This is a genomic window from Pseudomonas canadensis, from assembly GCF_000503215.1.
GTDB lineage: Bacteria > Pseudomonadota > Gammaproteobacteria > Pseudomonadales > Pseudomonadaceae > Aquipseudomonas > Aquipseudomonas canadensis.
Map to the genome: position 1 here is coordinate 228,238 of NZ_AYTD01000014.1, position 12,906 is coordinate 241,143.

The 12,906-nt window shown below is 60.7% G+C and carries 8 protein-coding genes and 2 tRNA genes; 8 read left to right on the forward strand and 2 right to left on the reverse strand.

The window, feature by feature from the left end; translation table 11 throughout:
- Nucleotides 1-55 precede the first annotated feature (55 nt).
- The 4 genes from U367_RS0116180 (at nt 56) to U367_RS0116195 (ending at nt 4,882) form a co-directional block, all read left to right on the forward strand.
- Nucleotides 56-418, forward strand: coding sequence for an MGMT family protein (locus tag U367_RS0116180; protein WP_016975520.1), 363 nt, complete (start codon nt 56-58; stop codon nt 416-418).
- Nucleotides 419-461: 43 nt separating this feature from the next.
- Nucleotides 462-1,994: an AmpG family muropeptide MFS transporter gene (locus U367_RS0116185; protein WP_028617797.1), complete on the forward strand. Its 1,533-nt coding sequence runs from the start codon at nt 462-464 to the stop codon at nt 1,992-1,994.
- Between the two features lie 198 nt (nt 1,995-2,192).
- Nucleotides 2,193-3,908 (forward strand): proline--tRNA ligase, encoded by a 1,716-nt coding sequence (locus U367_RS0116190; protein ID WP_028617798.1) that lies wholly within the window; start codon nt 2,193-2,195, stop codon nt 3,906-3,908.
- Between the two features lie 20 nt (nt 3,909-3,928).
- A complete protein-coding gene (locus tag U367_RS0116195) occupies nt 3,929-4,882 on the forward strand; it encodes a hypothetical protein (RefSeq protein ID WP_028617799.1) in 954 nt (317 codons plus the stop codon).
- A 99-nt stretch (nt 4,883-4,981) separates the two neighbouring features.
- Here the strand turns inward: U367_RS0116195 and dinB are convergent, their stop codons facing one another.
- Nucleotides 4,982-6,046, reverse strand: coding sequence for a DNA polymerase IV (dinB, locus tag U367_RS0116200; RefSeq protein WP_028617800.1), 1,065 nt, complete (start codon nt 6,044-6,046; stop codon nt 4,982-4,984).
- Nucleotides 6,047-6,326: 280 nt separating this feature from the next.
- Here dinB and U367_RS0116205 point away from each other — a divergent pair.
- From U367_RS0116205 to U367_RS0116220, 4 genes are all read left to right on the forward strand, one after another.
- A tRNA-Met gene (locus U367_RS0116205) sits at nt 6,327-6,403 on the forward strand.
- A gap of 209 nt (nt 6,404-6,612) precedes the next feature.
- Nucleotides 6,613-6,689, forward strand: a tRNA-Met gene (locus U367_RS0116210).
- Nucleotides 6,690-6,968: 279 nt separating this feature from the next.
- The gene (gene mprF / locus U367_RS0116215; RefSeq protein WP_028617801.1) at nt 6,969-9,611 is read left to right on the forward strand and encodes a bifunctional lysylphosphatidylglycerol flippase/synthetase MprF; all 2,643 of its coding nucleotides are present in this window, start codon (nt 6,969-6,971) and stop codon (nt 9,609-9,611) included.
- Nucleotides 9,611-10,891: a virulence factor family protein gene (locus U367_RS0116220; RefSeq protein WP_028617802.1), complete on the forward strand. Its 1,281-nt coding sequence runs from the start codon at nt 9,611-9,613 to the stop codon at nt 10,889-10,891. The genes mprF and U367_RS0116220 overlap by 1 nt, the downstream gene beginning before the upstream one ends.
- Before the next feature lie 198 nt (nt 10,892-11,089).
- On the opposite strand, the gene recJ is transcribed toward U367_RS0116220, so the two are convergent.
- Entirely contained in the window at nt 11,090-12,799 is a 1,710-nt protein-coding gene (gene recJ / locus U367_RS0116225) for a single-stranded-DNA-specific exonuclease RecJ (RefSeq protein WP_028617803.1), read from the reverse strand.
- Nucleotides 12,800-12,906 lie beyond the last annotated feature (107 nt).

Below are 12,906 nucleotides of genomic sequence, written 5' to 3' on the forward strand. Positions count from 1 at the left end.
CTCATCAGCACACTTACAGACCTTTCCTACAATTGTGCCGTCGGTATCAATGGATATGCCTACCGTGAATCAGCCCGCCGAAACACCACAAAGCCCCGCCGAAATGCGCCGCACCGCGCTCTACCTGACCCTGGCCCAAGTGCCCGCAGGCTGCGTGGTGAGCTACGGTGAGCTGGCCCACTTGGCGGGGCTCGGGCGTGCGGCGCGCTGGGTTGGCCGTACGCTAAGCCAGCTTCCCGAAGACACCAAGCTGCCCTGGCACCGCGTGCTGGGTGCCGGCGGTCGGATAAGTCTGCCGGTGGGCAGTGCCTCGGGTGACGAGCAACGCGCGCGTTTGCGCGATGAAGGCGTCACTGTCCGCAACAATCGCGTTGATATTCAGCGCCATGGCTGGCGCCCGGTAGAGCACAGCGGTTAGAGTGCGCGCTTTGTTTCCGCAAATCTGAGGCAGACTCCAGCCCATGCCCCGTAAAACCTGGCGCGCCGCGCTCGCCGCCTATGCCAGCCCCTCGACGTTAGTCCTGTTGTTGCTCGGCTTTGCCGCCGGCCTGCCTTACATGTTGGTGTTCTCGACGCTTTCAGTGTGGTTGCGCGAAGCCGGTGTGGCGCGCGAAACCATCGGCTACGCGAGCTTGATCGGTTTGGCGTATGCCTTTAAGTGGGTGTGGTCGCCGCTGCTCGACCAATGGCGCCTGCCGTTGCTCGGCAAACTCGGGCGCCGCCGTTCCTGGCTGGTGCTGGCCCAGTCGCTGGTGATCCTCGGATTGATCGGCATGGGTTTTTGCGACCCGCAGAAACACTTGTCCTGGCTGATCGCTATCGCGGTCATCGTTGCCTTTGCGTCCGCCACCCAGGACATCGCCGTCGACGCCTATCGCTTGGAAATCGCCGACGACAGCCGCCAGGCTGCTCTGGCCGCCAGCTACATGTCCGGCTATCGCATTGCAGCCCTGCTCGCCACAGCGGGCGCACTGTTTTTTGCCGAAGGTTTCGGCTCCACCGGCTTCAACTATAAACACTCGGCCTGGACCGGCACCTATGTGCTGTTCGGGGTACTGATGATCCCGGCGCTGCTGACCACCTTCTTCATGCGCGAACCGAATGTGCCACTGCGCACTCAATTGCAGGCCGGGCGCTACAGCTTTGTGCATCAGTTGGTTTCGGTGTTTGTACTGATCGTGTTGCTGGTGTCGGTGCCGGCCATGTTCACCCAACTGTTCAACACTGACTTCGAAAGCGTGCTGTTCCATGGCATGAGCCTGTGGGACTTGCTGATGGAAGACCGCGCATTCCTGCGGGCCATCCTCTATATAACGCTCACCACCCTATGCCTCTCGGCCATGGGCCGCCGTGGCCTGGCGCCGGTGCTGACGCCGGTCAATGACTTTATCCTGCGCTACCGCTGGCAGGCGTTGTTGCTGCTGGGGCTGATCGCTACCTATCGCATGTCCGACACCGTGATGGGCGTGATGGCCAACGTGTTCTACATCGACCAGGGCTTCACCAAGGACCAGATCGCCGGGGTCAGCAAGATCTTCGGCCTGATCATGACCTTGCTTGGCGCCGGCATGGGCGGCCTGCTGATTGTGCGTTTCGGCATCCTGCCGATCCTGTTCATCGGCGGTGTGGCCTCGGCTGGCACCAACCTGCTGTTCGTGATGCTCGCCGACATGGGCCCGGACCTGCAGATGCTGATCTTCACCATTTCCCTGGATAACTTCAGCTCGGGGCTGGCGACCTCGGCATTCGTGGCCTACCTTTCCAGCCTGACCAACCTGAAGTTCTCCGCCACCCAATATGCGTTGCTCAGCTCGATCATGCTGTTGCTACCGCGGCTGATCGGTGGCTATTCGGGGGTGATGGTGGAGAAGTTCGGCTATCACAATTTCTTCCTGATCACCTGCATGCTGGGTGTGCCGACGTTGCTGCTGATTGCGCTGCATTGGTTTCAGGAGAATCGGCGAATTCGGTTGAATCCACCGCAGGAAGACTGACACACATGCTTTTGTGGTGAGGGAGCTTGCTCCCGCTGGGGTGCGAAGCAGCCCCAAAAGCCGGCTCCAGCTGCGCTGTCGAACGGGAGCAAGCTCCCTCACTACAGACATCCCTACATTCTGATGCCTGTACGGCGGCAGTTTGCGCCCGTACAATCCAGAGTCATTTCAAGTCCAAGCAACCGACAACGGCCTACCATGCGTACCAGTCAATATTTGCTCGCCACACAGAAAGAAACGCCTTCCGACGCGGTCGTGATCAGCCATCAGCTGATGCTGCGCGCCGGCATGATCCGCAAACTGGCCTCCGGCCTGTACACCTGGCTGCCCATGGGCTTGAAGGTGATGCGCAAGGTCGAAGCCATCGTTCGTGAAGAAATGAACGCTGCCGGCTCTCTGGAAGTGTTGATGCCGAGTACCCAACCGGCTGAACTGTGGCAGGAATCCGGGCGCTGGGAAGAGTACGGCCCTGAGCTGCTGCGCTTCAAGGATCGTCATGGCCGCGACTTCTGCGCCGGCCCGACCCACGAAGAAGTGATCACCGATCTGATGCGCAACGAGCTGAGCAGCTACAAACAGCTGCCGCTGAACCTGTATCAGATCCAGACCAAATTCCGTGACGAAATCCGTCCACGCTTCGGTTTGATGCGCGGCCGCGAATTCATCATGAAGGATGCGTACTCGTTCCACGCCGACCAGGCGTCACTGCAGGTCACCTACGACCGCATGCACCAGGCCTACTGCAACGTGTTCACGCGCCTGGGCCTGAAGTTCCGTCCGGTTGAAGCGGACAACGGCTCCATCGGCGGCGCCGGTTCCCACGAATTCCACGTACTGGCCGAGTCCGGCGAAGACGATATCGTGTTCAGCAACGGCTCCGACTACGCGGCGAACATCGAGAAAGCCGAAGCCGTGCCACGGGAAACCTCCCGTCCAGCACCGGCTGAAGAGCTGCGCCTGGTGGACACACCTGAGACCAAGACCATCGCGGCCCTGGTGGAAAAATTCAATCTGCCGATTGAAAAGACCATCAAGACCCTGATCGTGCGCGCCGAAGAAGAAGGCAAGCTGATCGCCCTGGTGATCCGTGGCGACCACGAACTCAACGAAATCAAGGCGGCCCAGCAACCTGGCGTGGCCAGCCCGCTGGTCATGGCTACCGACGCCGAACTGCGTGACGCCATTGGCGCCGGCGCAGGTTCGCTCGGCCCGCTGAACCTGCCGCTGCCGATCATCATCGACCGTTCGGTCGAGCTGATGAGCGACTTCGGCATCGGCGCGAACATCGACGACAAGCACTACTTCGGCGTGAACTGGGAGCGTGACCTGCCGGTTCCGACCGTGGCCGACCTGCGCAACGTGGTGGCCGGTGACCCAAGCCCGGATGGCAAGGGCACCCTGGAAATCAAGCGCGGCATCGAAGTCGGGCACATCTTCCAGCTGGGCAACAAGTACAGCAAGGCGATGAAGTGCGAAGTGCTGGGCGAGAACGGCAAGCCGATCACCCTGGAGATGGGCTGCTACGGCATTGGCGTATCGCGCGTGGTTGCCGCTGCCATCGAGCAGAACAACGATGAGAAAGGCATCATCTGGAGTGACGCCCTCGCGCCGTTCCAGGTGGCTCTGGTGCCGCTGCGTTATGAAACCGAGCAAGTACGCGAAGCCACCGACAAACTGTATGCCGATCTGACGGCCGCCGGTTTTGAAGTGTTGCTGGATGACCGGGACAAGAAAACCAGCCCGGGCATCAAATTCGCCGACATGGAATTGATTGGCATCCCGCACCGGATCGTGGTCAGTGACCGCGGCCTGGCCGATGGCAATCTGGAATACAAGAGCCGGACCGAAGCCGAAGCCCAACCGTTGCCGGTGGCTGACGTGCTGTCTTTCCTTCAGGCGCGTATTCGTCGCTGAAAACCAGATCAAGAGAAGTCATGTTCAAGCGAAACACCAGAGCCCTGGGGGGCGCCGCTTTGTGCGGCGCCCTGCTGGTCAGCGGCTGCGCCAACCAGATGTCGCAACGCAGTGAGCACGAGGAGCGGGTCGAGCGTAAGTTGCTCGACCACAGCCTGCAGATTGATGTAGGCGAACCCAAAGTGCTGGAGCTGCCGCAACGCCGGGTCCGCATTCACGAACAGAAGACCTTCGAGGTCACCGAGTTCGAAGTCACCCGTCGTTACGACCGCTACACGCCCTACCAGCCCTGGCGCAAACTCTATGAGATGCCTTTGGGTGCCGTAGCCCTGGTGGCCGGCGCGGGCGCCAATGTGGTGAACGTATTCGCCCTTGGCAACCTGCCGACCAGTGTGACGCGTGACTGGCTGATCTACGGCGTGGACGGCCTAAACCCGTTCATGAACGTGCAGTCCCACGGCCGTGCGCAACAGAACCTGGCGGGCATTGATGAAGTCCAGCGCGACAAGCGCGTGGAGTATTCGAGCCTGCCCTGGAGCGAACGCCCGGTGCAAGTTACCGCCGGCAAGCAAGTCCATGAGCTGACCACCGACCGTAATGGCGTATTGCGCCTGAACCTGTTGGACAGCCCGTTTGCCGAGCAGGACCTGAACCGCGTCACGACCTTGAAGATCAGCGTGGAAGATGGCCAGGACGACGTGCATTCGGACTCCACGCTGGCGGTCAGCAGCACCTTGCGCAATAAGTTGCTGGAAGCCCACGGACTGATCTACGACGACCTGGAAGATGACGAAGTCAGTCAGTGGGTGCATAGGGTCAAGCGCTTGTCTGAACTGGGCCTGGAAGAAGAAGCCAGCGAGCTGGAGCAAAGCCTGATCGAACTGACCCGCAATGATCCCGAGTTGCAGCAGGAATTCCTGCAGGCGTTGACCAAGGATGCGGGGCGTCTCGTCGCAGATCCAGGCGCACGCTGAACCTTGTAGGAGCGAGCTTGCTCGCGAAAAACGTCAACGATGACGCGGGCATTCTGAATGAACGCGGTGCCGATGCGTTCTTCGCGAGCAAGCTCGCTCCTACAGAGGGGTAAATAGCTCCAATTGCTCGTTACCACCACTCAGGTCCAGCAACCGCACCCCAATCCCCAGCAACCGCACCGGCTTCCCACCGCGGTTAAACGCTTGCGTCAGCAGTTGCTGATAACTCTCCAGATCCCGCCCTGCCCCCGCCTGCTCCAAGGTGGTCTGGGTAAAGTCATGAAATTTCACCTTAACGAACGGCTTGCCTGCCCGGTAACTGCTGTCGATGCGCGCCATGCGTCCGGCCAGGGTTTCCATCAGCTCGGGGAGTTTGGCCAGGCAACTTGAGAGATCCGGCAGGTCCACGTCGTAGGTATTTTCTACACTGATCGACTGCCGGCGACTGTCGTTCTGCACCACGCGGTCATCGATCCCACGGGCCAGGCTCCACAGCCGCTCGCCAAAACTGCCGAATTCGCGCACCAACGCCAGCTTGTTCCACTCGCGCAACTGCAGGCAGTCTTCGATTCCCAGGCGCGCCAGTTTGTCCGCCGTGACCTTGCCCACACCGTGCAACTTGCTCACGCGCAACTGCGAGACGAAGTCTTCAACCTGGTCCGGGGTGATCACGAAGAGTCCGTTGGGCTTCTTCCAATCACTGGCGATCTTGGCCAGGAACTTGTTCGGCGCCACGCCGGCGGACACGGTGATGTGCAACTGGTTGGAGACACGCCGGCGAATATCCTGGGCAATACGCGTGGCACTGCCGCCGAAATGCGGGCTGTCGGACACGTCCAGATAGGCTTCATCCAGTGACAACGGCTCGATCAGGTCGGTGTAGTCGCGAAAGATGGTCTGGATTTCCTTCGACGCTTCCTTATAGGCATCCATGCGCGGCTTGACGATGGTCAGGTCCGGGCACAGCTTCAAGGCATGGCGTGACGACATGGCCGAGCGCACGCCATAGGCCCGCGCCTCGTAGTTGCAGGTGGCGATCACCCCGCGCCGGTCGGCCGAGCCACCCACCGCCAGCGGTTTTTGCGCCAGGCCCGGGTCATCGCGCATCTCGATGGCGGCGTAGAAGCAATCACAGTCGACGTGGATGATTTTGCGCTGCGTCATATAAACGGGGGTGTGTACCTACGGGTGGCCAGTATCGCATTCACACCTGTATATAGCACCAGTAGTTTAATTCTTCCGCTTGAGCGGTAGGAAAAATCCCGGATGAATTTATTTTCTCAATCGAATTTTACCTGCTGATAGAGCTGAAACCCTCGGCCACACTGGGCTGGCGGGGTATCGAGAGGCCACCTTGGAGAGCTAACCGATTGAACCACAAGCGCTTTTCTTCGATTCACGGGTTGACACACCTGCGTTCCTCTGTAGAATGCCGACACACAGACGCGGGATGGAGCAGTCTGGTAGCTCGTCGGGCTCATAACCCGAAGGTCGTCGGTTCAAATCCGGCTCCCGCAACCAAACATCAAAAAAGGCTACTCGAAAGAGTGGCCTTTTTTGTGCCTGCTCGTTTTTCCTTCCTGTACGAAAATTGTAAGACAAAAAAATCTTTACTCGTCGCGCACTTACCGTCCTTGGTCAACGTGTAACGACAAATTCACACTTATTTGACCCATCAGCCCATTAACGGTTGACACCCCGCCGTTGGGCTGTAGAATGCCGCCCACAGACGCGGGATGGAGCAGTCTGGTAGCTCGTCGGGCTCATAACCCGAAGGTCGTCGGTTCAAATCCGGCTCCCGCAACCAAACATCAAAAAAGGCTACTCGAAAGAGTGGCCTTTTTTGTATCCGGTGAAAAAGTTCTTCTGAAACAATGGCATGGCATCTTTCATGAAACCCTACACGGTTTGTTGAGTCCATCTCTTTGCAAGCTATGCTGAATGCTCAATCGCTACCCTCTACGACCAATGGCCGCTGTCGCCGCACCCGGTGATACGCGTTAATATTTGTAATTATTTTGTCCATAGGGATTGGTAACTTGGCTGGATACCTCCATCCTGTCGCGCACAATCCACGAGGTGATTGATGCGCGCCAACTCGTCTGAACCACAAGACACTGTCACAGCAGAACAACCGATCACACCCACTCGTTTACGTTGGCTGGATCTGGTGAGCAAGTACCGGCAACCCATCGGGCTGGCCGTCACCCTATTATTGTTCGCCATCGCCCTGATCGCCTGCCGACACCTGCTGTTGGAACTGGACCTCTACGCCCTCCACGACTCGATCCTGGAAGTGCCCAAGCCCGCCTTGCTGGGTGCGTTTGCGGCGGCAGTCGCCGGTTTCGTCATTCTATTGGGCTACGAATTTTCCGGCGCGCGCTACGCGGGCGTGAACCTGCCCGCCAAAACCCTGGCCCTCGGTGGCTTTACCGCCTTCGCCATCGGCAATGCGATTGGCCTGTCGATGCTCTCCGGCGGTTCGGTGCGTTACCGTTTATATGCACGCCATGGCATCGGGGCTTCGGAAGTCGCGCACATGACAGTGTTCGCCAGCCTGGCGCTCGGTACTGCACTGCCGCCACTGGCTGCATTGGCGACACTGAGCAACCTGCCCGCCGCATCGACCTACCTGCATTTGCCACAGGCTGTGCTGGGCGGTATTGCTGGCGCGGTGCTGTTGTTGTCGGCGGTGTTGTGCATAGGCATTTATCGCCGTCGCCTGCCGGAACAACCCTACCCGGATAACCTGCTGGTAAAAGCCGGTCGTCGAACCCTGCGCCTGCCGGGTCGCCGCCTGACCTTCCTGCAACTGATCATTACCGCGCTGGACGTGGCCGCTGCCGCCACTGTCCTTTATATGCTGCTGCCGGAAGCGCCGCCGTTCGGGCCCTTCCTGCTGGTGTACCTGCTGGCCTTGGCCGCTGGTGTGCTCAGCCATGTGCCGGGCGGTGTGGGCGTATTCGAAGCGATCCTGCTGGCGGCCTTCGCCGACAAACTGGGCGCCGCGCCTTTGGCCGCCGCCCTGCTGCTGTATCGCATGATCTACGTGGTGTTGCCGCTGCTGATCGCCTGCGTGTTCCTGCTGGTCAACGAAGCACAGCGCCTGTTCCAGACCCAGCAAAGCCTGCGGGTCGCCTCGGGGCTGGCAGCGCCAGTATTGGCCGTGCTGGTTTTTTTGTCCGGCGTGGTCCTGCTGTTCTCTGGCGCCACGCCCGAAATCGACTCACGCCTGGAAAACATCGGCTTCCTGATTCCCCACCGCCTGATTGACGCCTCGCACTTTGGCGCCAGCCTGATCGGCGTGCTGTGCCTGTTGCTGGCCCAGGGTCTGCGTCGACGTTTGTCGGCTGCCTGGATGCTGACCATGGTGCTGCTGTTGGTCGGCGCCCTGCTCTCGCTGCTCAAGGGGTTCGACTGGGAAGAAGCCAGCCTGATGACCATGACCGCGATCCTGCTGGCGATCTTCCGACGCTCGTTTTATCGCGCCAGCCGCCTCACCGAACTGCCCTTCTCGCCGCTGTACCTGGTGGCCAGTGTCTGCGTGCTGGGCGCTTCGATCTGGCTGCTATTGTTCGCTTATCAAGACGTACCGTACAGCCATCAACTGTGGTGGCAGTTCACCCTGGACGCCAACGCTCCACGCGGCCTGCGCTCGCTGCTGGGCGCCGCCGTGGTGCTAGTGATCGTGTCGTTGACCTGGCTGCTGCGCACCGCGCGCCCGGTGATCCACTTGCCGACGCCAGACGAACTGGAGCGCGCCAGCAAGATCCTGATGGCCTCGTCCCAGCCCGACGGAGGCCTGGCGCTTACCGGCGACAAAGCGCTGCTGTTCCACCCCAATGATGAAGCTTTCCTCATGTACGCCCGTCGCGGCCGCAGCCTGGTAGCCTTGTACGACCCGATTGGCCCGACCCAGCCACGGGCCGAGATGATCTGGCAGTTCCGTGACCTGTGCGACATTCACCATGCGCGCCCGGTGTTCTACCAGGTCCGCGCCGAGAACCTGCCGTACTACATGGACATCGGCCTCACCGCCATCAAGCTGGGCGAAGAAGCCCGCGTCGACCTGAAACGCTTTGACCTGGAAGCCAAGGGCAAAGAGATGAAGGATCTGCGCTACACCTGGAACCGCGGCTCGCGGGACGGCCTGTCCCTGGAGATCTGCGAGCCGGGCACCGCGCCGATGGACGAGCTCAAGGTAATCTCCGATGCCTGGCTGACCGGTAAGAACGTACGGGAAAAAGGCTTCTCCCTGGGACGTTTCAGCGACGATTACCTCAAGCACTTTCGCATCGCGATCATTCGCTTCGAAGGGCGCCCGGTGGCCTTCGCCAACCTGCTCGAGACCTACAACCACGACCTGGCCAGTCTCGACCTGATGCGCGCCCACCCGGACGCACCCAAGCTGACCATGGAGTTCATGATGGTCGGCCTGATTCAACACTATAAGAGTCACGGCTACGCCCGCTTCAGCCTCGGCATGGTGCCGTTGTCGGGCCTGCAACCACGACGCGGCGCCCCGCTGACCCAACGCCTGGGCTCGATGGTGTTCCGACGTGGCGAGCAACTGTATAACTTCCAAGGTTTGCGCCGCTTCAAAGACAAGTTCCAGCCTGACTGGGAACCCCGTTACATGGCCGTGCCCGCAGGACTTGATCCGCTGGTGGCACTGGCCGATACCGCCGCCCTGATCGCGGGCGGCTTGACTGGATTGGTGAAACGCTGATGATTCGACGCTCCTGGCGGTATGTGTTGGCCTTTGTAGTGCTGCTCGCCCTGATCCTGGGTGGCGGCTATTGGTACTGGAACCGCCCTGCCCCGCAGCCAACCCTGGAGCAACTGCCCCAGGCCGATGGCTCGGTGATGACCCGGGTAACCCCGTACGGAACGCCGAAAGCCCGTGTGGCCGTGGCCGTGATGCCCGATGAAATCCTGACCGACAGCCAACTGGTCGCCTTGAGCCAAGGCGGCAAGGCGCAGATTGTCCAGGTGATCCTGCCCAAGGACGACTGCAAGCTGCAGGAACAAGCACTGCAAAACGCCCTGGGCCAGCTCAAGGGCCAAGCAACGCTGGTCAGCGGCATCGGCCCTGGCGCCGCCCTAGCCTGGCGCTGGCTGGCCACCCAGAACGACGACAAGGCCAACGCCATCTCCGTCGGCTTCGCCTTGGTGCAGGAAGGCTGCAAGGATCCACTGCCAAAGACAGCCGCACACGGCAATTGGCTGGTGGCCTGGAACGATAACCCTGACGATGAAAGCGCCAGTTTCGTACGTGACACCCCGCGCGCCACCACCAGTATCAGCGACTACGACATTCACTACCCGCAAGTGCTGAACAACGAGTTGCGCAAGCAACTAGTAGGTTCGGACAACGGCGGCCTGGCGATTCCGGTGGTTGAAGTCCCGGCCGGCCAAGCGAAAGATACCGTCACCCTGTTCCTCTCCGGTGATGGCGGCTGGCGTGACCTGGACCGTGACGTGGCCGGTGAAATGGCCAAGATCGGCTACCCGGTGGTGGGTATCGATACTCTGCGTTACTACTGGCAGCACAAGACCCCGGAACAAAGCGCAAAGGACCTCACCGAACTGATGCAGCACTACCGTCAGAAATGGGGCACCAAGCGCTTCGTACTGACCGGTTATTCGTTCGGCGCCGATGTATTGCCGGCCATCTACAACCGCCTGCCGGAAAACGAGCAGCAGCGCGTGGACGCGATCATTCTGCTGGCGTTCGCGCGCACGGGCAGCTTCGAAATTGAAGTGGAAGGCTGGTTGGGCAACGCCGGTAAAGAAGCCGCCACTGGGCCGGAAATGGCTAAGCTGCCCCCTGAGAAAGTGGTGTGCATCTACGGCGCGGAAGAGGTCGACGAGAGCGGCTGCACGGACAAGACAGCCGTGGGTGAAGCGTTGAAGTTGCCAGGTGGGCATCACTTCGATGAGAACTACCCGGCGCTGGCGAAGCGGTTGGTGGATATCATCGTGAAGCATCAGGCCAAAACCGAATAAGCTCTTCCCCCGTGGGAGCTGGCTTTTGTGGTGAGCGGGCTTGCCCCGCGCTGGGTGGCGAAGCCGCCCCAACAAGAACGCCGCATTCTGTCTGACAGAATGCGGCGTTTGGTTTTAGGGCTGCTGCGCAGCCCAGCGCGGGGCAAGCCCGCTCACCACACAAGCCCGCTCACCCCAGGTAGCTTGCTCCTACAGCGTCTAGCGCGGTTCGATGTGGGCAATCATCAGTTGCACAGTCTCATTCCCACGAAACTCGTTCACATCCAGCTTGTACGCCAACTCCACCCAACGCACGGTCGGGTTCGGCCAGACCTCACGGTCCACGCCAAAGGCAATGCCATCGAGTTTCACTGACCCGCATTCAGTCTTGAGCACCACCTTCAGGTGCCGCTCACCCACCACGCGCTGCTCTACCAACTGGAATACACCGTGAAAGACCGGCTCGGGAAAGTGCTGCCCCCACGGCCCGGCATGTCGCAACGCGCGGGCCAGCTCCAAGTGAAACTCTTCCACCGCCAGAGTGCCATCCGACAACAAGCGTCCGGTCAGGTCTTCTTCACGCAGTTGCCGACGCACTTCAGCATCAAAGGCTTCGGCAAACAGTGGGAAATTTTCCTCGCGCAGTGTCAGGCCAGCCGCCATGGCGTGGCCGCCGTATTTGGCGATCAGGTTGGGATGCTGGCTCGCGACCACCGCCAGGGCGTCACGGATATGAAAACCCTGCACAGAGCGCCCTGAGCCCTTCAACAGGCCATCACCGGCGTCGGCAAAGGCGATGGTCGGTCGGAAATACCGCTCCTTCATGCGCGACGCCAGAATGCCGATTACACCTTGGTGCCATTCCGGGTCGAACAGGCACAAGCCATAGGGCATCGACTCCACCGGCAGGTCCTTGAGCTGGGCCAAGGCCTCGCGCTGCATCCCTTGCTCGATGGATTTACGGTCCTGATTCATGCCATCCAGTTGCGCGGCCATTTCACGGGCAGCGGCAACGTCGGTGGTCAACAGGCATTCGATCCCCAGGCTCATGTCATCCAGGCGCCCGGCGGCATTCAGGCGCGGGCCGAGGATAAAGCCCAGGTCAGTAGAAGTGATGCGTGCCGCGTCGCGCTTGGCCACTTCCAGGATCGCCTTGATCCCCGGCCGCGCACGGCCAGCGCGGATACGCTCCAGGCCTTGATGCACGAGGATGCGGTTGTTGGCGTCGAGGGGCACTACGTCGGCCACGCTGCCCAGGGCAACCAGGTCGAGCAATTCACCAATGTTGGGTTGCGGCTTGTTGTCGTACCAGCCCAAGCTGCGCAGGCGCGCACGCAGTGCCATCAGCACGTAAAAGATCACACCCACGCCGGCCAGGGCCTTGCTCGGAAACTCACAGCCGGGCTGGTTCGGATTGACGATGGCATCTGCCGCCGGCAACTCATCACCAGGCAAGTGGTGGTCCGTCACCAACACCTGCAACCCCGCCGCTTTCGCCGCCGCCACGCCTTCGACGCTGGAAATGCCGTTGTCCACGGTGATCAGCAACTGCGGCTCGCGCTGCAGGGCGACAGCGACAATTTCCGGGGTCAGGCCGTAGCCGTACTCGAAACGGTTGGGCACGAGGTAATCGACATGGGCCGCACCGAGCAAACGCAGGCCCAGGGTGCCTACGGTGCTGGCGGTGGCGCCATCGGCGTCGAAGTCACCGACGATTAAGATACGCTGGCGCTGCTCCAATGCGGTCACCAGCAAGTCCACCGCCGCATCAATCCCTTTGAGCTGCTGATAGGGAATCAACCGGGCCAGGCTTTTATCCAGCTCGGCCTCGGACTGCACCCCGCGCGCGGCGTAGAGACGGGTCAACAGCGGTGGCAGTTCACCGAGAAACGGGAGGACGGCGGGCAACGGGCGAGGATCGATACGCATGGGGTGACGGGAGCTTCTCTTCTATTTGACAGTTAGTTAGCAATGCTAAAGGCAACGCAGATCAGCTGTGGGAGCTGGCTTGTTGTGGCGAGGGAGCTTGCTCCCGT